The following is a 23,674-nucleotide window of genomic DNA, read 5'->3' on the forward strand; positions in this document are numbered from 1 at the left end:
GTGCGAGCATGGCGGCATGGCTACACATGTGATCACCGGAGCCGGCTCCGGCATCGGCGCGGCCGTCGCCCGCCGCCTCCACGCGCGCGGGGACGAACTCGTGCTCCACGCGCGCGACGCGGGCCGCGCGAAGGAGCTGGCGGCGGCGTACCCCGGTGCGAGGACCCTGGTGGGCGACCTGGCCGACCCGGACAGGCTGTCCTGGGCCTTCTCCCATCAGACGCTCCCCGACCGCGTCGACTCCCTGCTCCACGTCGCCGGGGTCGTCGACCTCGGGCCGGTCGGTGACCTCACCCCCAGGTCCTGGCACCACCAGCTCAACGTCAACCTGATCGCCCCGGCCGAGCTGACCCGGCACTTCCTGCCCCAGCTGCGCGCCGCCCGCGGCCACGTCCTCTTCGTCAACTCCGGCTCCGGCCTGACCGCGAACGCCGACTGGTCGGCGTACGCCGCCTCCAAGCACGGACTCAAGGCACTCGCCGACTCCCTCCGCCAGGAGGAGCACCCGCACGGCGTCCGCGTCACGTCGGTCTACCCGGGCCGCACCGCCGGCCCCATGCAGGCCAAGGTCCACCGGCAGGAGGGCAAGGAGTACGACCCCTCGAAGTGGATCGACCCCGAGTCCGTGGCGACGACGATCCTCATGGCCATCGACCTGCCGGCGGACGCGGAGGTCAACGACCTCACGGTGCGACCCGGCAGGTGACGGCGGGACGGGCGGGGGCGGCGGAGACGGCGGGGACGGAACATAGGCTTCTCGTGTGAACGCAGAGATTCCCTTCGGCCCCGCCACCGGCATCGGCTCCATGCCGGGCGGCGACGCCCGCGAGGCCGCCAAGACCGTCACCGGGACCTTCGAGGACTTCCCGTTCCTGCCCGAACTGCCCGCCCGCGGCCCGGGCGCGGACATGATCGGCCGGACCGCGGGCATGCTCGTGGACCTCTACGCGCGCGTGGAGCCCAGCGGCTGGCGGATCGGCGACCGCCCGGGCCGGGACACCCGGCGCGCGCGGTCCTGGCTCGGCGAGGACCTCGACGCGCTGGAGGAGTTCACCCAGGACTACGGCGGCCCGCTGAAGGTCCAGGCCGTGGGCCCCTGGACACTCGCCGCCGGCCTCGAGCTGAGGAACGGCGAGGCCGCCCTGGCCGACCCAGGCGCCTGCCGCGACCTGGCCGCCTCACTCGCCGAGGGCCTGCGCCTGCATCTGGAGGACGTACAGCGCCGCGTCCCGGCCGCCCGCCTGGTCCTGCAACTGGACGAGCCCTCCCTCACCGCGGTGCTCGGCGGCCGGGTCAGGACGGCCAGCGGCTACCGCACCCACCGCGCGGTGGACCGCCAGCTCGTCGAGGCGACCCTCCGCGAGGTCATCGGAGCGCACACCGGCGGCCCCGCCGTGGTCCACTCCTGCGCGCCGGACGTCCCCTTCGCCCTGCTGCGCCGGGCGGGCGCGGCGGCGGTCTCCTTCGACTTCTCTCTCCTCACCGAGCGTGACGAGGAGTCGATCGGTGAGGCCGTGGAAGGGGGCACCCGGCTCTTCGCCGGTGTCGTGCCGGGCACGGACGGCCCATTGTCAGACCCGGCCGGTAGCGTCATGGGTGTCAGGACGCTGTGGCGCAGGCTGGGGCTGCAACCGGGGCTTCTCGCGGAGGCGGTCACGCTCACGCCGTCGTGCGGACTCGCGGGGGCCTCCCCGGATTACGCGCGCCGGGCTCTCGCCCACTGTGTCAGGGCGGCGAGATCCCTCGCGGACAACCCAGAGTAACGGGAGGACAACACGGTGGCCGGCGACAAGCAAGCGCAGACGGCGGTGCCCGCCGAGGCACGGGAGAAGCACGCGAGGCTCGCTGAGCAGATCGAGGAGCACCGCTTCCGGTACTACGTGAAGGACGCCCCGGTCGTCAGCGACGCGGAGTTCGACAAGCTGCTGCGCTCCCTGGAGGCGCTGGAGGCGGAGCATCCGGAGCTGCGCACGCCCGACTCGCCGACGCAGAAGGTGGCGGGGGCGTACGAGACGGAGTTCACGGCGGTCCGGCACGCCTCCCGGATGCTCTCCCTCGACAACACCTTCAACGACGAGGAACTCGCCGCCTGGGCCGACCGCATCCACCGCGAGCTGGGCGAGCAGGAGTACCACTTCCTGTGCGAGCTCAAGGTCGACGGCCTCGCGGTCAACCTCACGTACGAGCGGGGCCGCCTCACGCGCGCGGCGACCCGCGGCGACGGCCGTACGGGCGAGGACATCACCCCCAATGTCCGGACGATCACGGAGATTCCGGACCATCTGGAGGGAGACCGCGTCCCGGATCTGGTGGAGATCCGCGGCGAGGTCTACTTCCCGATGGAGAAGTTCGAGGAACTCAACGCCCGCCTGGTCGAGGCCGGGGACAAGCCCTTCGCCAACCCGCGCAACGCGGCGGCGGGTTCCCTGCGCCAGAAGGACCCCCGTGTCACCGCCACCCGCCCCCTGCACATGGTCGTCCACGGCATCGGGGTGCTCGAGGGCTTCGAGGGCCTCACCCGCCTGTCCCAGGGCTACGACCTGCTGAAGACCTGGGGCCTGCCCACCTCCCCGCACAACAGGGTGGTCGACGGCCTCGACGGCGTGCGGGAGTTCATCGCCCACTACGGCGAGAACCGTCACTCCGTGGCGCACGAGATCGACGGAGTCGTCGTCAAACTGGACGAGATCCCCCTCCAGGGACGCCTCGGTTCCACCTCCCGCGCCCCGCGCTGGGCCATCGCGTACAAGTACGCGCCCGAGGAGGTCAACACCCGGCTCGTCAACATCCGCGTGGGGGTGGGCCGTACGGGCCGGGTCACTCCGTACGCCCAGGTCGAGCCGGTCACGGTGGCCGGTTCGGAGGTGGAGTTCGCCACCCTGCACAACCAGGACGTGGTCAAGGCCAAGGGCGTCCTCATCGGGGACACGGTGGTGCTGCGCAAGGCCGGGGACGTCATCCCGGAGATCCTCGGCCCGGTCGTCGACCTGCGCGACGGCAGCGAGCGCGCGTTCGTGATGCCCACCGAGTGCCCCGAGTGCGGTACGCCGCTGCGGCCGATGAAGGAGGGCGACGTCGACCTGCGCTGCCCCAACGCGCGCGCCTGCCCGGCCCAGTTGCGCGAGCGCCTGTTCTACCTCGCGGGCCGCAAGGCGCTGGACATCGAGCACTTCGGCTATGTCGCCGCGGCCGCCCTGACCAAGCCCCTGGAGCCCGCCGACCCACCGCTGGGGGACGAGGGCGACCTCTTCGACCTCACCGTCGAGCAGCTGCTGCCCATCAAGGCGTACGTCCTGGATCAGGACAGCGGTCTGCCCAAGCGCGACCCGAAGACCGGCGAGGAGAAGGTCGCCACGGTCTTCGCCAACCAGCAGGGCGAGCCGAAGAAGAACGCGGTCGCCATGCTGGAGAACATCGCCGCGGCCAAGGAGCGCCCGCTCGCGCGCGTACTGACCGGTCTGTCGATCCGTCACGTCGGCCCGGTCGCCGCCGAGGCGCTGGCCCGGGAGTTCCGGTCGATCGAGCGCATCGAGCAGGCCACCGAGGAGGAGCTGGCGAACACCGACGGCGTCGGCGGGATCATCGCCGCCTCCCTCAAGGAATGGTTCGCCGAGGAATGGCACCAGGAGATCCTGCGCAAGTGGCGGGCGGCCGGCGTACGCATGGAGGAGGAGGGCTCGGGCGAGGAGGAAGGGCCGCGCCCGCTCGAAGGTCTGACCCTCGTGGTCACCGGCACCCTCGAGCACTTCACGCGGGACGGCGCAAAAGAGGCGCTGCAGAGCCGCGGAGCGAAAGTGACGGGCTCCGTTTCGAAGAAGACCTCGTTCGTCGTCGTGGGGGACAACCCGGGTTCGAAATATGACAAGGCGATGCAGCTCAAGGTGCCCGTGCTGAACGAGGAGGGCTTCAACGTCCTGCTGGAGCAGGGTCCGGAGGCGGCGGCCGAAGTCGCGCTTCCCGTGGAGGAATAGCGATTGAAGGCCACCCGATCGGCGCATACCAGATGCATACGGGTGGCTGGGGTGCATTCGGGCAACCGTCGACGACCGCTGCCCGTGGAAGCCTTCTGCGGCCTACTGTTGAGATGTGCACCTGCCGTGCCCAGCTGCGGTTGGGGCATCCCCTTGCTCCTGATGAGCAAGGGGAAGGGTTTTCCAACGCGGTGCCGTTGAGGGACGTCGGGCATCGGGCCGCGTGGCGTGGGCACCGCCGGCTGTGAGAGGGACGGGAATGGAACCGACCGAGAGCGCCGCCCCTGACTCAGGGCTGCGCCTGCGCCGGGTCGCCGGCGCATGGCGGGCGAGCCGGCGGGCCGGGCGCCCTTCGGACCGTCCGGGCGCCGAGGGGCGCGCCACCGGACGGTACACCGCGACGGACGGGCGCGCCCCGCACCTCACCCAGGACGACCCCGCGGGGTTCCAGGACGCCGACGGCGAACGGCACCTGTCCTGGCCCGCGCTGCCCGCGGCGGTCGTGGGCGCGGCGGCCTTCGTCCTGGGCGCCGGCTTCTACCGGGCGTTCAGCGGGAGCCACGCGCTCTTCCCCTGCGGCACCGTCGGCTGGTCCCTGGCCGTGCTGACCGGCATCATCGTCGGCCACCTGGTGATGCTCGGCCGTTCCCGCTGGTGGGGCGGCACCGGCTCCGGCGCCGCCCTCACCCTCGCCGTCCTGCTGCTCTACGGCTGGGTGCCGGCCGGGATGGTCAGCCTCACCGTCGTCGTGCTGGTCGGCATAGCCCGCCGCAACCGCTGGCGCCAGGGCGTGCTGCACGGCTCGGTGGACATCCTCGGCATCGGCGCCGGGGCCCTGGTGCTGGGCGCCTTCGGACGGGTGCCGTCCGTCGAGCGGCCCTGGAACCCCGACCACTGGACCCTCTACACCGCCCCCGCCGTGGTGCTGGTCGCCGCCGCCTATCTCCTGGTCACCCGCACCCTGCTGTGGTACCTCCACGCCCCGCGCCGCGAGGGTCTGCCCACCGTCGCCCGGACCGCCCTGGTCAGACACGGACTCGTCGCGGTCGCGCTGCTCGGCATCGCCCCGCTGGTCTGCGTGGTCGCCGCGGCCCAGCCGGTGCTCCTGCCGCTGTTCGCCATCCCGCTGATCGCGCTCGACTCCACCCTGTGGATAGCGCGCGCCCGGGCGGAGGAGCAGCTGCGCGACCCGCTGACCGGGCTGCCCAACCGGCAGTGGCTGCAGGAACGCATCTGGACCGCGCTGGACGACGCCGAACGCATCGGCGCCCGCGCCGCCCTGATGCTGATCGACCTGGACCGCTTCCGCTCGGTCAACGACACGCTCGGGCACCTCGCGGGCGACCGGCTGCTGCTGCAGATAGCCGACCGGCTGCGTCTCGCACTGCCGCGCGGAGCGGAGGCCGCGCGGCTGGGTGGCGACGAGTTCGCCGTACTGCTGCCGGTCGCCGACTCCACGACGTCCGCCACGCGGGTGGCCCGCGGGCTCGTCACCGCGCTCAGTTCCCCGCTCGACCTCGACGGGCTCACCCTCGTGCTGGAGGCCAGCGCGGGCGTCGCCGTCTTCCCGGACCACGCCCTGGACGCCGAGGGGATGCTGCGCCGGGCCGACGTGGCGATGTACCAGGCGAAGCGGGACCGTACGGGCGTCGAGGTCTACGAGTCCAAGCGCGACTCCAACACCCCCGACCGGCTCGGACTGCTCGGGGATCTGCGCCGGGCCCTCGACGCGCACGAGGTGGAGCTGCACTACCAGCCCAAGGTCCGCTTCGACGGGCAGGTGGCCGGGCTCGAGGCGCTGGTGCGCTGGGTGCACCCCGAGCGGGGGAGGGTCCCGCCGGACGAGTTCATAGCGATAGCCGAGTCATCGGGGCTGATGCCCCATCTCACCGAGTACGTCCTGGAGACGGCGCTCGGCCAGGTGGCCCGGTGGCGGGCGCAGGGACTGCGGGTTCCGGTCGCCGTCAACGTCTCCCCGCGTGACGTCCACACGCCCGGGTTCGCGGGCTCCGTGGCCGCGCGGCTGGCCCGGCACGGCGTTCCGGCGGGAGCGCTCCAACTGGAGATAACGGAACACGTCCTGCTCGAGGACCCGCAGCGCGCCGCGGACACGCTCGCCGCGCTGACCGGGCACGGCGTGAAGATGTCGCTGGACGACTTCGGCACCGGCTACTCGTCCCTGGTGCATCTGCGGCGGCTGCCGGTGAGCGAGCTGAAGATCGACCGTTCCTTCGTGGCCCGGCTGGCCGTCGACACGGAGGACGCGGAGATCGTCCGCTGCACGGTGGACCTGGCCCACTCGCTGGGCCTGCTGGTCGTCGCGGAGGGCGTCGAGGACGACGAGACCTGGGAACGCCTGCGCGACCTGGGCTGCGACGCGGTGCAGGGCTGGCTCGTCGCGGCGGCCATGCCTGCCGAGGAGACGACGGCCTGGCTCCTGGCCCGCGGCACGCGCGGCTGGCAGCGCCCGCGGGCGGCCCTCCCGGCCGCCGCGGCCGACGACTGACCTCTTCTCGGTCAAGGGGCTGCGGGACGGCGCCCACGGCCTGCTGGGCCTGGCCCTGCCGGCCTTCGTGGGTGCCCGGGCCGAGGCCTGGTTCATGCTCGCCGTGGCGGTCGTGCCGCTCTTCGACACCCTGATAGTCCTGAGGAACGGGGGCGCGAAGGCCGTGGCCTTCGGGATCCACTTCGCCACCGCGGTCGTTGTACTGATCAGTGCCGGACTGCTCTTCGCGGTCTGACGACACCGCGACGTCACGACACCACGACGTCACGACACCACGACATCACGCAGGGGGAACCGGAGAATGTCGCTGTTCGTACCGGAGTTCGACGAGACCGTGCTGGTCCGTGACGCCGAGGCCGAGGTGGTCGGCGGCGACCCCGTCGCCGTCCGGCTGCTGGCCGACAGCAGCGCCACCGGCGGCGCGCTGTCCACAGTGCGCGTCACCCTCGCCGAGGGCGCCGACGGCGCCCGCCCGCACCTGCACCGTCATTCCGCCGAGATGTTCTACCTCCTCGACGGCGCCGCCGAGGTCCTGTCCGGTGACGACGTCGTCACGGCCGAACGCGGCGATCTGATCATCGTCCCGCCGGACAGGCCGCACGCCTTCGCCGCCGCCCCCGGAAGCGTGGCCGACCTGCTCATCGTCATCACTCCGGGCGTCGAGCGCTTCGAGTACTTCCGCCACCTCCAGCGGATCCGCCTGGGCGAGGCCACCCCGGAGAGCCTGCTGGAGGTGCAGGAGCGGTACGACAACCACTTCCTGCGCAGCCGGGCGTGGGACAGCCGGCGGTAACCGGTAAACCGTTTACCGGCGCGCGGCCGCCGCCCCATAGGATTGGGGCCGGTGGTCACCTTCCCGTCGTGCGACCCTTCGGGCGGACGACGGGAAGGTGACCACCGGACCCGGCCCCGAACCACACACTCACCCCAGAGGATCGCTGCATGCCTGGCATCACGCGCGAGGAGGTCGCCCACCTCGCCCGGCTGGCGCGTCTGGAGCTGAAGCCCGAAGAACTCGACCACTTCGCGGGACAGCTGGACGACATCATCGGCGCGGTCGCCCGCGTCAGCGAGGTCGCCGACCAAGACGTACCGCCGACCTCGCACCCGCTCCCGCTGACGAACGTCATGCGCGAGGACGAGGTCCGTCCGTCGCTCACCCCCGAGCAGGCGCTCTCCGGCGCCCCGGCCCAGGAGCAGCGGCGTTTCAAGGTGCCGCAGATCCTGGGGGAGGACTGATCCCATGACGGACAGCAACATCATCAAGCTCACCGCCGCCGAGACGGCCGCGAGGATCGCCGCGGGCGAGCTCACGGCCGTGCAGGTCACCGAGGCCCACCTCGCCCGGATCGAGGCCGTCGACGAGAAGGTCCACGCCTTCCTGCACGTCGACCGCGAGGGCGCCCTGGCCCAGGCCCGGGCCGTCGACGAGAAGCGGGAGCGGGGCGAGGAGCTCGGCCCCCTCGCCGGCGTCCCGCTGGCGCTCAAGGACATCTTCACCACCGAGGGCGTTCCGACGACCGTCGGTTCGAAGATCCTCGAGGGCTGGATCCCGCCGTACGACGCCACGCTCACCAAGCGGCTGAAGGCCGCGGATGTCGTCATCCTGGGCAAGACCAACATGGACGAGTTCGCCATGGGGTCCTCGACGGAGAACAGCGCCTACGGACCGACCGGCAACCCGTGGGACCTCACCAAGATCCCCGGCGGCTCGGGCGGTGGCTCCTCCGCGGCGATCGCCTCCTATCAGGCCCCCCTCGCCATCGGCACCGACACCGGCGGCTCCATCCGCCAGCCGGCCGCCGTCACCGGCACGGTGGGCGTGAAGCCCACGTACGGCGCCGTCTCCCGTTACGGCATGGTGGCGTTCAGCAGCAGCCTCGACCAGGGCGGGCCCTGCGCCCGTACGGTCCTGGACGCGGCGCTGCTGCACGAGGTCATCGCCGGGCACGACCCGCTGGACTCGACGTCGATCGACGCGCCCGTCCCGCCGGTCGTCGAGGCCGCCCGCAACGGCAGCGTCGCCGGAATGCGGGTCGGCGTCGTCAAGCAGTTCCGCGGCGAGGGCTACCAGGCCGGCGTCATCCAGCGGTTCGACGAGGCCGTCGCGCTGCTGAAGGAGCTGGGCGCCGAGGTCGTCGAGCTGGACTGCCCGTCCTTCGACCTCGCGCTGTCGGCGTACTACCTGATCGCTCCGTCCGAGTGCTCCTCCAACCTCGCCCGCTTCGACGGCCTGCGCTACGGCCTGCGGACCGGCGACGACGGCAGCCACTCGGCCGAGGAGGTCACCTCCCTCACCCGCGAGGCGGGCTTCGGCCCCGAGGTCAAGCGCCGCATCATGCTCGGCACGTACGCCCTCTCCAGCGGCTACTACGACGCCTACTACGGCTCCGCGCAGAAGGTCCGCACGCTCATCACGCGCGACTTCGAGAAGGCGTTCGAGCAGGTGGACGTGATCGTCTCGCCCACCACTCCGACCACCGCCTTCGCGATCGGCGAGCGTGCCGACGACCCGATGGCGATGTACCTGGCCGACCTGTGCACCATCCCGACCAACCTGGCGGGCAACGCGGCCATGTCGCTGCCCTGCGGTCTGGCCCCGGAGGACAACCTCCCGGTCGGGCTGCAGATCATCGCCCCGGCGCTCAAGGACGACCGTCTGTACAAGGTCGGCGCCGCGGTCGAGGCCGCCTACGTGGAAAGGTGGGGGCACCCGCTCCTGGAGGAGGCTCCGTCGCTGTGACCAAGTCAGGCACGACCGGCACGACCGGCAAGACCGGCAAGACCGGCAAGACACTGACCAGGGCCCAGGACTTCAAGAAGTCCAAGTCCGGCATGTACGTGTCCATCGCCACCACCGCCTTCGGCGCGTTCGGTGTCGCCAAGCGGATCAGGAAGGCACGTGCCGAGCAGGACGCGCTGCGGCTGATCGACGCCACCGTGGCCGCCGTCGGCATCGTCACCGGCCTCGCCGTCCTGTACCGCGAGCTGAAGCGGCTGGGCGACGACGACGTCCTGCTGGGCTGAGAGGGAAGTTTCACCGTGACCACCACGACCGACCTGGTGTCGTACGAGGACGCGCTGGCGTCGTACGACCCCGTCATGGGCCTCGAGGTCCATGTCGAACTCGGCACCAAGACCAAGATGTTCTGCGGGTGTTCGACCGAGCTGGGTGCCGAGCCCAACTCGCAGACCTGCCCGACCTGCCTCGGCCTGCCCGGCGCGCTCCCGGTCGTCAACGCGACCGGCGTCGAGTCCGCGATCAGGATCGGTCTCGCGCTGAACTGCGAGATCGCCGAGTGGTGCCGCTTCGCCCGGAAGAACTACTTCTATCCGGACATGCCGAAGAACTTCCAGACCTCCCAGTACGACGAGCCGATCGCCTTCGACGGCTACCTCGACGTACAGCTGGAGGACGGCGAGACCTTCCGCGTGGAGATCGAGCGCGCCCACATGGAGGAGGACACCGGCAAGTCGACCCACGTGGGCGGCGCGACCGGCCGTATCCACGGCGCCTCGCACTCGCTGCTGGACTACAACCGCGCCGGCATCCCGCTCATCGAGATCGTCACCAAGCCGATCGTGGGCGCGGGCGAGCGCGCTCCCGAGGTCGCGCGGGCCTACGTCCGTGAGCTGCGCGAGGTCATCCGGGCCCTCGGTGTCTCCGAGGCCCGGATGGAGATGGGCCAGATGCGCTGCGACGTGAACCTGTCGCTGCGCCCGAACGGCACCGAGAAGTTCGGCACCCGCTCCGAGACGAAGAACGTCAACTCGCTGCGGTCCGTGGAGCGCGCGGCCCGCTTCGAGATCCAGCGGCACGCGGCCGTGCTGTCCTCCGGCGGCACGATCGTCCAGGAGACCCGCCACTTCCACGAGGACACGGGGTCCACGACCTCGGGCCGCGTGAAGGAGGAGGCCGAGGACTACCGGTACTTCCCCGAGCCGGACCTGGTTCCGGTGGCCCCCTCGCGCGCGTGGGTCGAGGAGATCCGGGGCGCGCTGCCCGAGCTGCCGCTGGTGCGCCGCAACCGGCTGCGCGAGGAGTGGGGCGTCTCCGGCACCGACATGCAGGCGATCCTCAACGCCGGCGCGCTGGAGCCGATCGTCGCCACCATCGACGCCGGTGCCGACGCCGCCTCCGCCCGCAAGTGGTGGATGGGCGAACTGGCGCGCAGCGCCAACGAGTCGGGCACGTCGCTGGACGAGCTGGCGATCACCCCGGCGCAGGTCGCGCGGGTCACCGAGCTGGTCTCGAAGGGCGACCTGAACGACAAGCTGGCCCGCCAGGTCATCGAGGGCGTCCTCGCGGGCGAGGGCACCCCGGACGAGGTCGTCGACAAGCGCGGTCTGAAGGTCGTCTCCGACGAGGGCGCGCTGGCCGCCGCCGTCGACGAGGCCATCGCCGGCAACCCGGGCGTCGCCGACAAGATCCGAGGCGGCAAGGTGGCCGCGGCCGGCGCCCTGGTCGGCGCGGTCATGAAGGCGACCCGTGGCCAGGCCGACGCGGCCCGCGTCAAGGAGCTGATCCTGCAGAAGCTGGGCGTCGGCGAAGGCTGAGCGGTCGTACGCGGCACGGCCCCGCAGGCGTGACCAGGCACGGCCGGTCATGCCACCGGGGCCGTGCCGCTGTGCACGGCGTCCGGCGCCTGCGGCGTCCCGTGCCTGCGGCGTCCCACGATCCGTACGAACCCCAGGGCGCGGCCCTGGTCCGCCCGCACCATCTCGCCGACCCGGCGGGCCATCGTGCGGTGGAACTCGTCGGTGCTCTCCTCGGCGACCACCTCGCACCACAGCAGCCAGTCCCGCCAGCCGTCCGGCTGCCAGTCCGCCGCCTCGACCTCGACGGCCCCGCTGCGGGTCCAGTGGCGCCGCCACCAGCCGGCGGAGTGGAAGCACCAGAAGTCGGGCTCCCACCACGGCCTGAGGTGCTCGGGCGGCTCGTCGCCCGCCGGCTCCTCCCGCAGCGCCGGTACGACGACGCCGATGCGGCCACCGGGCTTCAGCAGCCGGGTGAGCGTGGGCAGATAGAGGTCGTCGGTGCCGAAGTACTGGTAGGCGTCGATGCTCACGATCGCGTCGAAGCCGCCCTCGGCGAAGGGCAGCCGGTGCGCTTCGGCGTGCACGGGCAGCACGCGGTCGGCGAATCCCGCCTCGGTGACGCGCCGGGCGTTGTCGTCGGGCGCGACCCAGAGGTCGGCCGCGGTGACCTGGGCGTGGAACTCCCGGGCCAGGAAGACCGACGTCATCGCGCGGCCGCAGCCGAGGTCGAGCACACGGGCGCAGGGGCGCAGCGCGTCCAGTCCGAGGGCGGGGGCCAGCCACTCCAGCAGCCAGAGGGCGTTCGGGCCCATCTGGTTGTCGACCGTCCAGCGGGCGTCGTACCGGCTGCTGCGCGGATAGGACGGGTGGTTCACACGGTCAGCGAGAGGGTCGTTCGAGGTCCTGGGGTCGATGCCGGACATCGGTGAACGGGCTCCTTGGGATCTTCGTAGGGAAAGGTGATGCACAGGAGCTCGGTCGGACCTTCAAACAACGCACCCGCTTCGGTCGTCGGCGAGGAGCCGGTGACGGCTGACCCGCGGAAGCTAGCACCCGGGCGGGAGGCCCCGCAGCCGGTTTCCCGGGGGGACGCGCTACCCTCGCCCGCCATGAACGGACGCGCTGATTCCGAGGTACCGGACGACGTGGGTGGCGCCGGGGGCCCCGGTGACCTCGAAGACGCCGGCGATGTCGAGGAGCCGGCCGAGACCGCGCGGCAGGCCCGCTGGACCGCGGCCGGGACCGGTGCGCTGCTGGCGCTCGCCGGGCTCGCCGCCTCCGTGCTGCGGGCCGCCGGCTCCGCTCCGGCGCTCGTGCCGGCCGCCTACGCCTTCGGCGCGGCGGTCTGTGCCGTGGCCGCCGGGCTGGGTCTGCGGGGGCGCACCCGGCGGGCTCTGTGGCTGCTGATCCTGGGGGTGCTCGTGATGGCGGTGGGAGACCAGTTCGACTGAGGTGGCGGAAATGTCGTCCGTACCCTGTGATCTGTCTCCCAGTCCTGTGAATAAGCCCACGAACCGCATAAACGATCATTTCTGCCTGCAAGAGTGGTTCTCGCACTACTCACACGTTCTTTGCGGGCTGTTCATCCTGTGAACGACTGTTCCCGGTCAAAGATCCACATATCACCGGGAGCTCTTTCGTGGCAGCCCTTGCGCGCTGGTGTGTCCGCAACCGCCTCGTCGCGGTTCTGCTGTGGCTCCTCGCCTTCGGCGGGGTCAGCGCGGCCGCCGCCGTGACGGGCTCGGCGTACTCGAACGACTACGGGGCCCCCGGCACCGAATCGGGCACGGCCTACAAGCTGCTGCAGGAGGGCTTCCCCGGCGTCGGCGGCGACAGCGACACCGTCGTCTGGCACACCACGTCCGGCACGGTCCGGGCCGCCGACGTCGAGCAGACGATGACCCAGACCCTGGACAGGATCGGCCATCTGCCGGGCGTCGCCTCCGTGAGCAGCCCCTACGACGGCCAGGGCGGCGGCCGTATCAGCTCCGACGGGCACACCGCGTACGCCACGGTCACCTTCCACCAGCCCTCCCAGGACATCACGAAGTCCGAGGCCCAGGCCGTCGTCACCACCGCCAAGGCCGCCGAGACCGGCGGGCTGCGGGTCGAACTGGGCGGCAGCGCCGTCGCCCTGACCGAGTCCTCCGGCGGGCACGTCGCCGAGATCGTCGGCGTGGTCGTGGCGGCGGTCGTCCTCTTCGTCGCCTTCGGCTCGCTCGCCGCCTCGGTGCTGCCCATCGCCACCGCCCTGGTCGGCGTGGGCACCGCGTACGCCGCGATCGTGCTGCTCGGGCACGCCATGACCGTCGCCGACTTCGCGCCCATGCTGGGCATGCTGATCGGCCTCGGCGTGGGCATCGACTACGCGCTCTTCATCGTCACCAGACACCGCCGCGGCCTCAAACGCGGGCTGTCGGTCACCGAGGCGGCCACCAACGCCGTGACGACCACGGGACGCGCCGTCGTCTTCGCGGGCGCCACCGTCTGCATAGCCCTGCTCGGCATGCTGATCCTCCGGCTCAGCTTCCTCAACGGGGTCGCGGTCGCCGCCTGTCTGACCGTGGTCCTCACGGTCGCGGCCTCCGTCACCCTGCTCCCCGCCCTGCTGTCGTTCATCGGCCCGCGCGCCCTGAGCCGGCGCGAGCGCCGACGCCTGGCCGAGCAGGGGCCGCAGCCCGAACTGCCGACCGGGTTCGCCCACCGGTGGTCGGCGTTCGTGGAGCGCCACCCCAAGGTGCTCGGCGCGGTGGCGCTCGCCGTGATGGCCGTCCTGGCGCTGCCCACCCTCTCCCTCCACCTGGGCACCTCCGACGCGGGCAACGACCCCCGGACGTCCACCACGCGCCAGGCCTACGACCTCCTCGCCGAAGGCTTCGGCCCCGGTGTCAACGGCCCGCTCACCCTCGTCACCAAGGTGAACGGCGCCGAGGACCGGCTCACCCTGGACAACCTCGACGCCACCATCCGCGCCACCGAGGGCGTCGCGTCGGTGACCCCCGTGACGTACAACACCGGTGGCGACACCGCGTACTTCACCGTCGTCCCGACCTCCGAGCCCCAGTCGAGCAGGACCAGCGACCTCGTCGACCGGCTGCGCACCGAGGTGCTGCCGCGCGCCGAGACCGGCACCACGCTGGACGTGCACGTCGGCGGTGTGACGGCCGGCTACGACGACTTCGCGGGCGTCATCGTCGGCAAGCTGCCCCTGTTCGTCGGCGTCGTCATCGGCCTCGGCGGCCTCCTGCTGCTGCTCGCGTTCCGGTCCCTCGGCATCCCGGTCAAGGCCGCCGCGATGAACGTCGCCGCGGTCGCCGCCGCCTTCGGCGTCGTCGTCATGATCTTCCAGTGGGGCTGGGGGAGCGAGCTGCTGGGCCTCGGCCGCGCGGGCCCCATCGAGCCCTTCCTCCCGGTGATCATGGTCTCCGTCCTCTTCGGGCTCTCCATGGACTACCAGGTCTTCCTGGTCAGCCGGATGTACGAGGAGTGGCTGGAGACCGGCGACAACCGGCGCGCCGTCCGCGTCGGCCTCGCCGAGACCAGCCGGGTGATCAACTCCGCGGCGGTCATCATGATCTCCGTCTTCCTCGCCTTCGTCCTCAGCGGCGACCGTGTGATCGCCATGTTCGGCATCGCGCTCGCCTCCGCCGTCGCCCTGGACGCCTTCGTGCTCCGCACGCTGCTGGTACCGGCCCTGATGCACCTGCTCGGCGGCGCCAACTGGTGGCTGCCCCGCTGGCTCGACGCCCACCTGCCGCGCATCAGCATCGAACCGCCCGAGTGCCGTGCCGCCCATGAAAGGCTGGCCGCGGCGGCGGACGCAGAGGTGGCGGACGTACTGACGAAGGGGCGGGACGAGGATGTACGCGATATCCCTGGGTGACGACGCGGCGCAGCTGCGGCCGCTGGAGCCGTGGCACGCCGAGGAGTTCCTCGCGCACCTGGAGCGCGGGCGGGAGTTCATCGGGCAGTTCATCCCGTTCGGCTCGGACGCCGTCGACGTGCCCTCCGCACGCCGGACCCTGCAGCGCTACGCCGACCTGCGCGCCGCCGACACCGCCTCGTACCACGGCATCTGGCTGGACGGGAAGCTCGTGGGCGGCGTGCTCACGCTGAACTTCGACGCGCAAACCGGCAACTGCGAGGTCGGCTGCTGGCTGGAACCCGCCGCGACGGGCCGCGGACTGATCACCCGGGCGATGCGGGTACTGATCGACTGGGCGGTCGAGGAACGCGGCATCCACCGGGTGGAGTGGGTGGCCGCCTCGGGCAACGTGCCCAGTCTGAACGTCGCCCGCCGCCTCGGGATGACCCGCGATGGCGTACGGCGCGAGGCGCACCCTTATGGTGGGGTGCGGCACGACCTCGAGGTGTGGTCGATCCTTGCCCCGGAGTGGCGCACAGCACGCGCGCGTGCCCAGCACACAGATCAGTAGGAAGAGGCGCTCACGAGATCGCCCCGCGATCACTCAGAGACCTCTCAGACAGCGTCCGTACGGTGCGAGGTATGGGAACCAGCAAGACTGTTGACGAGGCCGGAACCGAGGCCACCGAAGTGAAGCCCGACGAGGAGACGGCGGACGCCGCCGCGACCACCGGGACCGGGGCGACCGGCGCGGCGGGTGCGACCGGCGCGGACGCGACTGACGCGGACACGACTGACGCGGACGCGGCCGGCGCCGACGAGACGTCCGCCGAGGCCGCCCCCGAGGAGGCGGCCGCGCAGGCCGGTCCCGCCGGGTCCGGCGGGACCGGCGGCGACGAGGAACCGACCGGCGTCGGCCAGGGCGCGGGAGCCGTCGTCTCCGCCGCGCTCGGCGTCGTCTCGCTGACCGGCAGCTGGGTCGGCACCGTGGCGTCCGCGCGCCAGTCGCTCATCGGCCAGCTGCACGCCCAGAGCACGCAGGGCTCCAGCGTCTCCAAGCTGCTCGACGAGGGCTACGGCAACGCGTGGCACGCGACCGCCCTGTGGGGCGGCGTCTTCGCCCTGCTCGCGCTGCTCACCGGCGTCGTCGTGCTGGCCCGGCCCGCCTTCGGGGTCCCGGGCAGGCCGCAGGCCGCGTGGATCAAGTCGGTCGCCTGGGGCGGCGTCGTCCTCGGCGTCATCGGGCTGCTCCTGGCCGTCCTCAAGTACACCGACATCCTGCTCGGACTGCCCTCCACGGGCTGAGTCACCGCAGGTCCTGAGGGGTCTTAGGGCATCCGTGAGCACCTTACGGATGTTCCTGGGGCCCCTCACGCGCGTCTAAGGCACCGGCCACCGCCGAAGATGCGGAAGTCTCCCGATGTGGCGGACCTCCCTCAAAGACGACAGTTGAGGCATCGCAGCGAGCGAAGCCGAAACCGACTCTCCCGAGGGACCCGCCATGTACGAGTACGAGATCTCCCAGATGCGCTCCGCCGAACTGATCCGCCAGGCCGAGCAGGAGCGCCGGGCCCGCGCGGTCGTACGCGGCCGCCGTGCCGCCCGCCGCGAAGCCGCCGCGGAGCACGAGCCCGACAGGCCACGTCTGCGCCGGCTGCGGTCGTCCGCACGAGCCGCGTGAACACGGGGCCCGGCGAGGGCGGCCGCGCGGGGGACGGCCGCCCTCGAAAGGACCGCGAGCGCACCGCACCGAGCCCGCCCACGCCCTCACCGCACCTCCCCGCGGTGGGGGCCGCGGTGCGTCCGGCGGACGCCGTCCCGGGGAAAACCGGTGCCGCGCTGTCGGACCCCCGTGCGATGCTCCCTCTCGTGGAGACCAGGTCCGTCAGTCCGGTGTTCGTCGGCCGTGCCGAAGAGCTGAAGACCCTGAACGACGCGCTCGCCCGCGCTGCCGCGGGCGAGCCGCAGGCGCTGCTGATCGGCGGGGAGGCCGGGGTCGGCAAGACCCGGCTCGTCGAGGAGTTCGCCACCGCGGCCTGCCGGGAGGGCGCCGTCGTCGCACTCGGCGGCTGCGTGGAGATCGGCGCCGACGGCCTGCCCTTCGCCCCCTTCTCCACCGCCCTGCGCGCGCTGCGCCGCGAGCTGCCGGACGCGCTCGCCGCCGCGGCCGCCGGGCAGGAGGAGGAGCTCACCCGCCTCCTGCCCGAGCTCGGCGAGTCCAGCGGGGGGCGGCACGACGAGGAGGGCCTGGCCCGCCTCTTCGAGCTCACCGCCCGTCTTCTGGAGCGCCTCGCCGCCGACCGCACCGTCGTCGTCGCCCTGGAGGACCTGCACTGGGCCGACGCCTCCACCCGCCATCTGCTGGCCTACCTCTTCCGCACCCTGCGCGCCGGCCGCCTCCTCGTCCTCGCCACCTACCGCGCCGACGACATCCACCGCCGCCACCCGCTGCGCCCCCTGCTCGCCGAGCTCGACCGGCTGCGCACCGTCCGCCGGCTGGAGGTGGCCCGCTTCAACCGCGAGGAGGTCGGCCGCCAGCTCGCCGGCATCCTCGCCGCCGAACCGGACCCCACCCAGGTCGACGACATCTTCGAACGCTCCGACGGCAACGCCTTCTTCGTGGAGGAACTCGCCGTCTGCGCCACCGAGGGCTGCGGCACCGGCCTCACCGACTCGCTGCGCGATCTGCTCCTGGTCCGCGTCGAGGGCCTGCCGGAGAGCGCCCAGCGGGTCGCCCGGGCCGTCGCCGAGGGCGGCTCCACCGTGGAGTACCGGCTGCTCGCCGCCGTCGCCGGGCTCGCCGAGGACGACCTCATCGAGGCACTGCGGGCCGCCGTGAACGCCAACATCCTGCTGGCCACGCCCGCCGGCGACGGCTACCGCTTCCGCCACTCCCTGGTCCGCGAGGCCGTCAGCGACGACCTGCTGCCGGGGGAGCGCTCCCGCCTCAACCGCCGTTACGCCGAGGCTCTGGAGGCCGATCCCACGCTCGTCCCCGCCGACCAGCGCGTCATGCGCCTGGCCAGCTACTGGTACCACGCCCACCACCCCGCCAAGGCCCTGCCGGCCGTCCTGGACGCCTCCGTCGTGGCCCGCTGCCGCCACGCCTACAGCGAGCAGCTGCGGCTCCTGGAACGGGCGATGGAGCTGTGGGACACCGCCCCCGAAGACGTGCGGGAGCAGCTGCGCCCCATCGACTACACCGAGGTCTATCCCCCCTGCGGCTGCGACCCCGCCAACGCCCCGCTGCGCTATCTCGACATCCTCGCGGAGGCCGCCGTCGCCGGCCGGCTGTCCGGGGAACGGGAACGCGCCCTGAAGATCACCAAGCGTGCCCTGCACCTGCTGGAGGACGAGGACGGCTCCGCCCCGGGCTCTCAGCGGCGTGCGGCCACGGGGGATCCCCTGCGCGCCGCCTGGTTCTGGGTCCAGCGCTCCCGCCTGGTGCAGGCGCTGGCCCGCGGCGACGGCTGGCGGGAACTCGGCACCGCCCAGCAGCTCGTGCGCGGCCTGCCGCCCTCCGAGGTGCACGCCGAGGTGCTCGCCAGCGCCGCCAACTGGTCGATGCTCCACGAGCCCGGCCCCGACGCACTCTCCGCCGCCGAACGCGCCGTCGAGTACGCGCGCATGGTCGGCGCCCGCGAGATCGAACTCAACGCCCGCATCACCCTCGGCGCCCTCATGGTCGACTCGGGCTCCGCCGGGCCGGGCCTGGCGGAGATCCGCGAGGTCAAGGAGCAGGCCCTCGCCGAAGGCGTCCCGATCGTCGCCGGCCGTGCCTACGTCAACCTGCCGAGCGAGCTCGACGCGGTCGGCCGCACCCGCGAAGCCGTGCCCATCCTCGAGGAGGGCCTCGCCTACACCAGGAAGTTCGGCCTGCGGGACTCCGAGGCCTGGGCGTGGGCCAACCTCTCCGAGGCGCTGTACTCCCTCGGCCGCTGGGACGAGGCCGCCGACGCCGCGGCGGGTGCCCTGCGCGTGGGCCTCAGCGCCAAGCCGCAGGGCGGTGGCGCGATGTGCCTGGCGCACGTCGCCCTCGGCCGCGGCGACCTGCCCGAGGCCGCCCGACAACTGGCCGCCGCCCGCGCCTACCTGGGCACCCACGACCCCATGCCCCAGCACTCTCTCCTGCTGTCCCGCATCGAGGTCGGCGTGGCCGCGGGCGAGGGCCGCTTCCTCGACGCGCGAGCCGAGACCGTCCGCGTACTGGCCTCCGACATCCCGCCCGGCACCCAGCGCTACGGCTGGCCGCTGCTGCTCGCCGCCGCCACCGCCGAGGCCGACGCCCGCGCCCTGCCGACCGCGTCCGGGGGCCGCGCCGACGTCCTCGAACGGCTCCGCGAGGCCGCCAGGAAGACCACCACCGACGCCCCCATCTGGCTCGCCCACGAGCAGTGGGTGCGCGCCGAACTGGCCCGCGCCGAAGGCCGGGACACCGTCGGCACCTGGTCGGACGTGGTCACCTCCTTCGAGCGCCTCGAGCGCCCTTACGACCTCGCCCGCGTCCGCCACCGCCTGGCCGAGGCCCTGCTCGCGGCCGGCGGCGAAGACGAGCGCGTGCGCGCCGCGGAGCTCCTCCGGCTGGCCCACGCCGTCGCCGACCACCTCGGTGCCCGCCCGCTCGCCGAGTCCGTGGCGCTGCTCGCCCAGCGTGCCCGCCTCACCCTGAGCCGGGTCCCGCACCGGCGGCCCGCCGACCCGGCCGAGACCCTCGGCCTCACCAGCCGGGAACGCGACGTCCTGCGCCTGGTCGCGGCCGGCCGCACCAACCGGCAGATAGCCGAGGAGCTCTTCATCTCCCCGAAGACGGCCAGCGTCCACGTCTCGAACATTCTGGGCAAGCTCGGCGTCTCAGGAAGAGGGGAGGCCGCCGCAGTGGCCCACCGTCTGGAACTGTTCGCGACGACGGCGGACGGGGACCGGGCGGTCGCCGGATGAGAGAGGGGACACCGTGTTCGACGCCTTCGAGGAACTCTTCGCCCCGGGCCGCAAGCACACCCGCGACGAGCAGAACCGCCTGGAGCTGACCCGGGAGGACGTGGGCGACGCCGATCCCGGACGGGGCCCGATAGACCTGGCGTCCGGGAAGGTCGTCGTACGGCGGCCGAAGACGGAGGATGCGGAGGAGACGGACGAGGCGGAGGAGGCCGAGGCGACTGAAGCGACCGAGGAGGCCGTGGAGTCGCCGTCGCCGTCGCCGTCGCCAGCGCCCTCGCCGGATCCGGAGTCCGGCGAGGAGTGAGCGCAGGCTACCTGACCTGGAGTTCCAGGATCCGGTCGTCACCGCTCTTCGGGTTGCCGCGGCCGTCGGTGTTGCTGGTCGTCAGCCAGAGCTTGTTCCCGCCCGCCGAGACCACCGTGCGCAGCCGGCCGTAGGTGCCGGTGAGGAAGGCCTGCGGGGCGGCCGAGGTCTCCGTGCCCTTCAGCGGGACGCGCCACAGGCGCCGGCCCTTCAGACTCGCCATCCATATGGAGCCCTCGGCGTAGGCGATGCCGCTGGGGGAGGCGTCGTCCGTGTGCCACTGGGCTATCGGGTTGTGGAACGCGGGGTCGGACGACTTGCCCTCGGCCTTCGGCCAGCCGTAGTTGTCACCCGGCTTGATCGCGTTCAGCTCGTCCCAGGTGTCCTGGCCGAACTCCGAGGCGAACAGGCGCTGTTCGGGGTCCCAGGCGAGGCCCTGCACATTGCGGTGGCCATAGGTGTAGACGGGGGAGTCCGGGAAGGGGTTGCCGGGGGCCGGGTCGCCCTCCGGGGTCAGGCGCAGGATCTTGCCGCCGAGGGACTTCTTGTCCTGGGCCAGGCCCCGGTCGCCGCTCTCGCCCGTGCCCGCGTAGAGCATCCTGTCGGGGCCGAAGGCGATGCGGCCGCCGTTGTGGATGTAGCCCTTGGGTATGCCCTTGAAGACCGTGTCCGGTGCGCCCAGCTGTTCGCCGGCCGGCTTCTCCGGGTCGTAGAGCATGCGGACGATGCGGTTGTCCGAGGCCGAGGTGAAGTACGCGTAGATCATGTGGTCCGAGGCGTAGTCCGGGGAGAGGGCGAGGCCGAGCAGGCCGCCCTCGCCGGCCGGGGAGACCCCGGACACCTTGCCCAGCTCCGTCTTTTTGCCCGTCTTCGCGTCGACCCTGGTGATCGTCCCCTGGTCCCGGGAGGCGACGAGCAGGCTGCTGTCGTCGGGCAGCGGGGCGACGCCCCACGGCGTGTTCAGGCCCGTGGTCACCGTGCGCAGCACCTTCACGGAACCCTTGGCGGGCGGGGTCGGCTCGGCGGACCGGCCCGATGCGGAGGAGTGCGCGTCCGTGGTCCCCGCCGACCTGTTCCCACCGCCGCCCGCGCTCCCGTCGCCCCCGCCGCCGGAGGAGCAGCCCGCCGTCAGCAGGAGCGCGGTCGCGGCCAGCACGGCCGGCACAGCTCGTCGTAGCACGGTCTTGGTCCCTTCGGGCGGTGGTCCAGCGGCAGGTTCTACTTGTCTTACACCGCTCGCGCCCCGCGGGTTCCCGATCGGCCGATCCTGACCCTCCGGCTCTCCTGCTCTCCGGTTCTCCGGCAGCCCGGCAGCCCGGCAGTCCGTCTCTCTGACTCTCCGGCTCTCCGGCGCGGCGGCACCACGTCCGTTCCGGTCCGGCGGGCGCAGTCCCCGCCTCAGGCATCCGCGCCCGTCCGGCGGTCCCGCCACCGTGGCGAGGTCATCCCGGCGCCCGTCAGTCCCAGGAACCCCGGGCGCCCGGCAGCCCCGCCACCTCGGCCAGGTCCCCCGGCGTCAGCCGCAGCGCGGCGGAGGCCGCGTTCTCCGACGCCCACTGCTCCCGCTTGGTGCCCGGGACCGGGACGACGTGGCGGCCCCGGGACAGGACCCAGGCCAGGGCGACCTGGGCGGGGGTGACCCCGGTGCCGTGGCGGGCGGCGACGCGGCGCAGCCCCGCCACGATGGGCTGGTTCGCGGCCATCATCTCCGCGGTGAACCGGGGGTGGCGGGCGCGGACGTCGTCCGGCTCGAAGCCCTGGCCCGGGGTGAGGGTGCCGGTCAGGAAGCCGTTGCCGAGGGGCATGGCGGCCAGGAAGCCGACGCCGCGCGCCTCGCACCACGGCAGCAGCGACTCCAGCGCCTCCGGCGACCACACCGACAGCTCGGCCTCCACCGCGCTCACCGGGAACACCTGCTGCACCCGCTCCAGCCGGCTGATCGTGGCGTCGTGCAACCGCGTACCGGAGCGGCGGCCGCCGCGCGCACCGACCGCGCACAGCCCCAACGCCCGTACCTTCCCGGCCCGCACGAGATCCGCCATCGCGCCCCAGGTCTCCTCGACGGGCACCTCCGGGTCCTCGCGGTGCAGCTGGTAGAGGTCGATGACGTCCGTCTGCAGGCGCCGCAGCGACGCGTCGCAGGCGCGCTTCACATAGCCGGGGCGGCCGTTGGCCACGATGTGCTGCTCGCCCACCAGCAGGCCCACCTTCGTCGACACGAAGGCGTCCTCGCGCCGCTGCCTCAACACCCGCCCCAGCAACAGCTCGTTGGTGAACGGGCCGTACATGTCGGCCGTGTCCAGAAGCGTCGAACCCGCGTCGAGCGCCCGGTGCACCGCCCTGAGCGACTCCTCGCCGCGCTGCCGCGATCCGCTGTACGCCCAGCTCATCGGCATGCACCCGAGGCCGACGGCCCCCACCGCGAGCGCCCCCGCGCCGATCGTCCTGCGCTCCACCTGCTCGTGACCCTCCCTCTCCAGGTCCCCCAACCTAACCTCTGCGCTCCCGAGGGCCTGACATAGCCTCCTGACATGACTGCTGACGTGTGGCTCCCCATCCCGCCGGACACCATCGAGGGGCTGCCGGAGGGCCCGGACTACCGCTTCTGGGACGGCGCCGAGGAGTTCCCCGCAGACCCGGCCGACTGCGCCTACTACGTCGTCCCCTACATGAAGCCGGCGGACGTGGGCGTGCGCCCGCTGCCCGGGTTGAGCACCGTCCGGGTCGTGCAGACCCTGTCGGCCGGCATCGACAGCCTGGAGCCGGGCCTGAAGCACCTGCGTCCCGGTGTGCAGGTGTGCAACGCGCGCGGGGTGCACGAGGCGAGCACCGCCGAACTCGCGCTCACGCTGATCCTCGCCTCGCTGCGCGGTGTCCCGGACTTCGTGCGCGCCCAGGGCCGCGGGGAGTGGCTGGGCGGGTTCCGGCCGGCCCTCGCGGACAAGAACGTGCTCATCGTGGGCTACGGCTCGATCGGATCCGCCATCGAGGACCGGCTCGTCCCGTTCGAGGTGGCGCGGGTGGCGCGCGTCGCGCGCTCTGCGCGCACCACGGCGCGCGGCCCGGTGCATCCGATCACCGACCTGCCCGCCCTGCTGCCCGAGGCGGACGTCGTCGTCCTGATCACGCCCCTGAACGACGCCACCCGGCACCTGGCCGGCGCCGACTTCCTCGCCCGCATGAAGGACGGCGCGCTCCTCGTGAACGTCGCCCGCGGCCCCGTCGTCGACACCAAGGCCCTGCTCGCCGAGGTGGAGACCGGCCGCATCACCGCCGCCCTCGACGTCACCGACCCCGAGCCGCTGCCCCGCGAACACCCGCTGTGGCGGGCGCCCGGCGTCCTCATCAGCCCCCACGTCGGCGGCCCCACGTCCGCGTTCCTGCCCCGCGCCAAGCGGCTGCTCGCGGAGCAGTTGACCCGGTTCGTGAACCAGGAGCCGCTGCGCAACGTGATCCTTACGACAGGCACGACCGGCGCGTGACGCCGGGGATCCGGGCGTCCCGCGCGTGACCCACGCGCCGGGCGCGGCAGGCGCGTGCTCCGCTTCCGG

General features: G+C 72.6%; 21 protein-coding genes. 18 read left to right on the top strand and 3 right to left on the bottom strand.

The features are described 5' to 3' along the window. The first annotated feature begins 16 nt into the window (after positions 1-16). The 10 genes from ACJ9NR_RS27370 (at position 17) to gatB (ending at position 11,034) form a co-directional block, all read left to right on the top strand. The gene (locus ACJ9NR_RS27370; protein ID WP_412492299.1) at positions 17-706 is read left to right on the top strand and encodes an SDR family oxidoreductase; all 690 of its coding nucleotides are present in this window, start codon (positions 17-19) and stop codon (positions 704-706) included. 55 nt (positions 707-761) lie between these two features. Continuing rightward, the gene (locus ACJ9NR_RS27375) at positions 762-1,763 is read left to right on the top strand and encodes a methionine synthase (protein WP_412492298.1); all 1,002 of its coding nucleotides are present in this window, start codon (positions 762-764) and stop codon (positions 1,761-1,763) included. A gap of 15 nt (positions 1,764-1,778) precedes the next feature. Then, positions 1,779-3,971 carry an NAD-dependent DNA ligase LigA gene (ligA, locus tag ACJ9NR_RS27380; RefSeq protein WP_412492297.1) on the top strand — a complete coding sequence of 731 codons (2,193 nt, stop codon included), beginning with the start codon at positions 1,779-1,781 and terminating at the stop codon, positions 3,969-3,971. Positions 3,972-4,230: 259 nt separating this feature from the next. Beyond that, positions 4,231-6,477 (top strand): putative bifunctional diguanylate cyclase/phosphodiesterase, encoded by a 2,247-nt coding sequence (locus ACJ9NR_RS27385; protein ID WP_412492296.1) that lies wholly within the window; start codon positions 4,231-4,233, stop codon positions 6,475-6,477. After that, positions 6,383-6,712 (top strand): DUF4267 domain-containing protein, encoded by a 330-nt coding sequence (locus tag ACJ9NR_RS27390; protein ID WP_412492404.1) that lies wholly within the window; start codon positions 6,383-6,385, stop codon positions 6,710-6,712. Before ACJ9NR_RS27385 ends, ACJ9NR_RS27390 begins: the two co-directional genes overlap by 95 nt. A gap of 66 nt (positions 6,713-6,778) precedes the next feature. Next, on the top strand, positions 6,779-7,270 hold the full coding sequence (locus ACJ9NR_RS27395; protein WP_412492295.1) for a cupin domain-containing protein: 492 nt from the start codon (positions 6,779-6,781) through the stop codon (positions 7,268-7,270). A gap of 149 nt (positions 7,271-7,419) precedes the next feature. Then, a complete protein-coding gene (gene gatC / locus ACJ9NR_RS27400) occupies positions 7,420-7,716 on the top strand; it encodes an Asp-tRNA(Asn)/Glu-tRNA(Gln) amidotransferase subunit GatC (RefSeq protein WP_412492294.1) in 297 nt (98 codons plus the stop codon). A 4-nt stretch (positions 7,717-7,720) separates the two neighbouring features. Further along, the gene (gatA, locus tag ACJ9NR_RS27405) at positions 7,721-9,220 is read left to right on the top strand and encodes an Asp-tRNA(Asn)/Glu-tRNA(Gln) amidotransferase subunit GatA (protein ID WP_412492293.1); all 1,500 of its coding nucleotides are present in this window, start codon (positions 7,721-7,723) and stop codon (positions 9,218-9,220) included. 53 nt (positions 9,221-9,273) lie between these two features. Then, on the top strand, positions 9,274-9,504 hold the full coding sequence (locus ACJ9NR_RS27410; protein ID WP_412492403.1) for a hypothetical protein: 231 nt from the start codon (positions 9,274-9,276) through the stop codon (positions 9,502-9,504). 15 nt (positions 9,505-9,519) lie between these two features. Then, the gene (gatB, locus tag ACJ9NR_RS27415; RefSeq protein ID WP_412492292.1) at positions 9,520-11,034 is read left to right on the top strand and encodes an Asp-tRNA(Asn)/Glu-tRNA(Gln) amidotransferase subunit GatB; all 1,515 of its coding nucleotides are present in this window, start codon (positions 9,520-9,522) and stop codon (positions 11,032-11,034) included. 47 nt (positions 11,035-11,081) lie between these two features. Here the strand turns inward: gatB and ACJ9NR_RS27420 are convergent, their stop codons facing one another. Beyond that, positions 11,082-11,939: an SAM-dependent methyltransferase gene (locus ACJ9NR_RS27420; RefSeq protein WP_412492291.1), complete on the bottom strand. Its 858-nt coding sequence runs from the start codon at positions 11,937-11,939 to the stop codon at positions 11,082-11,084. 186 nt (positions 11,940-12,125) lie between these two features. Here ACJ9NR_RS27420 and ACJ9NR_RS27425 point away from each other — a divergent pair, with 186 nt between their 5' ends. The 7 genes from ACJ9NR_RS27425 to ACJ9NR_RS27455 all read left to right on the top strand — a co-directional run bounded on the left by ACJ9NR_RS27425 (position 12,126) and on the right by ACJ9NR_RS27455 (position 20,123). Then, positions 12,126-12,467 (top strand): hypothetical protein, encoded by a 342-nt coding sequence (locus tag ACJ9NR_RS27425; RefSeq protein WP_412492290.1) that lies wholly within the window; start codon positions 12,126-12,128, stop codon positions 12,465-12,467. A gap of 188 nt (positions 12,468-12,655) precedes the next feature. Next, positions 12,656-14,899, top strand: coding sequence for an MMPL family transporter (locus ACJ9NR_RS27430; RefSeq protein ID WP_412492289.1), 2,244 nt, complete (start codon positions 12,656-12,658; stop codon positions 14,897-14,899). Further along, positions 14,877-15,452 (top strand): GNAT family N-acetyltransferase, encoded by a 576-nt coding sequence (locus ACJ9NR_RS27435; RefSeq protein ID WP_412492288.1) that lies wholly within the window; start codon positions 14,877-14,879, stop codon positions 15,450-15,452. Before ACJ9NR_RS27430 ends, ACJ9NR_RS27435 begins: the two co-directional genes overlap by 23 nt. Before the next feature lie 71 nt (positions 15,453-15,523). Next, positions 15,524-16,186, top strand: a complete 663-nt coding sequence (locus tag ACJ9NR_RS27440; protein ID WP_412492287.1) for a hypothetical protein — start codon at positions 15,524-15,526, stop codon at positions 16,184-16,186. A 196-nt stretch (positions 16,187-16,382) separates the two neighbouring features. Next, on the top strand, positions 16,383-16,562 hold the full coding sequence (locus ACJ9NR_RS27445) for a hypothetical protein (RefSeq protein ID WP_412492286.1): 180 nt from the start codon (positions 16,383-16,385) through the stop codon (positions 16,560-16,562). Between the two features lie 176 nt (positions 16,563-16,738). Continuing rightward, positions 16,739-19,819: a helix-turn-helix transcriptional regulator gene (locus tag ACJ9NR_RS27450; protein ID WP_412492285.1), complete on the top strand. Its 3,081-nt coding sequence runs from the start codon at positions 16,739-16,741 to the stop codon at positions 19,817-19,819. A 13-nt stretch (positions 19,820-19,832) separates the two neighbouring features. Then, positions 19,833-20,123 (top strand): DUF6191 domain-containing protein, encoded by a 291-nt coding sequence (locus ACJ9NR_RS27455; protein WP_412492284.1) that lies wholly within the window; start codon positions 19,833-19,835, stop codon positions 20,121-20,123. Positions 20,124-20,130: 7 nt separating this feature from the next. Here ACJ9NR_RS27455 and ACJ9NR_RS27460 read toward each other — a convergent pair whose 3' ends face one another. Next, positions 20,131-21,288 (bottom strand): PQQ-dependent sugar dehydrogenase, encoded by a 1,158-nt coding sequence (locus ACJ9NR_RS27460; protein WP_412492402.1) that lies wholly within the window; start codon positions 21,286-21,288, stop codon positions 20,131-20,133. Positions 21,289-21,580: 292 nt separating this feature from the next. Beyond that, the gene (locus ACJ9NR_RS27465) at positions 21,581-22,579 is read right to left on the bottom strand and encodes an aldo/keto reductase (RefSeq protein ID WP_412492283.1); all 999 of its coding nucleotides are present in this window, start codon (positions 22,577-22,579) and stop codon (positions 21,581-21,583) included. A gap of 75 nt (positions 22,580-22,654) precedes the next feature. Between ACJ9NR_RS27465 and ACJ9NR_RS27470 the strand changes: the two genes are divergently transcribed. After that, positions 22,655-23,605 carry a 2-hydroxyacid dehydrogenase gene (locus ACJ9NR_RS27470; protein WP_412492282.1) on the top strand — a complete coding sequence of 317 codons (951 nt, stop codon included), beginning with the start codon at positions 22,655-22,657 and terminating at the stop codon, positions 23,603-23,605. Positions 23,606-23,674: the final 69 nt, after the last annotated feature.

Source organism: Streptomyces sediminimaris, from assembly GCF_047049295.1.
Taxonomy (GTDB): Bacteria; Actinomycetota; Actinomycetes; order Streptomycetales; family Streptomycetaceae; genus Streptomyces; species Streptomyces sediminimaris.

Coding starts and splice junctions, on each gene's coding strand:
- ACJ9NR_RS27370 (WP_412492299.1), top strand. CDS start 17: ATGGCTACACATGTGATCACCGGAGCCGGCTCCGGCATCGGCGCGGCC.
- ACJ9NR_RS27385 (WP_412492296.1), top strand. CDS start 4,231: ATGGAACCGACCGAGAGCGCCGCCCCTGACTCAGGGCTGCGCCTGCGC.
- ACJ9NR_RS27395 (WP_412492295.1), top strand. CDS start 6,779: ATGTCGCTGTTCGTACCGGAGTTCGACGAGACCGTGCTGGTCCGTGAC.
- gatC (WP_412492294.1), top strand. CDS start 7,420: ATGCCTGGCATCACGCGCGAGGAGGTCGCCCACCTCGCCCGGCTGGCG.
- gatA (WP_412492293.1), top strand. CDS start 7,721: ATGACGGACAGCAACATCATCAAGCTCACCGCCGCCGAGACGGCCGCG.
- ACJ9NR_RS27420 (WP_412492291.1), bottom strand. CDS start 11,939: ATGTCCGGCATCGACCCCAGGACCTCGAACGACCCTCTCGCTGACCGT.
- ACJ9NR_RS27425 (WP_412492290.1), top strand. CDS start 12,126: ATGAACGGACGCGCTGATTCCGAGGTACCGGACGACGTGGGTGGCGCC.
- ACJ9NR_RS27435 (WP_412492288.1), top strand. CDS start 14,877: ATGTACGCGATATCCCTGGGTGACGACGCGGCGCAGCTGCGGCCGCTG.
- ACJ9NR_RS27440 (WP_412492287.1), top strand. CDS start 15,524: ATGGGAACCAGCAAGACTGTTGACGAGGCCGGAACCGAGGCCACCGAA.
- ACJ9NR_RS27445 (WP_412492286.1), top strand. CDS start 16,383: ATGTACGAGTACGAGATCTCCCAGATGCGCTCCGCCGAACTGATCCGC.
- ACJ9NR_RS27450 (WP_412492285.1), top strand. CDS start 16,739: ATGCTCCCTCTCGTGGAGACCAGGTCCGTCAGTCCGGTGTTCGTCGGC.
- ACJ9NR_RS27470 (WP_412492282.1), top strand. CDS start 22,655: ATGACTGCTGACGTGTGGCTCCCCATCCCGCCGGACACCATCGAGGGG.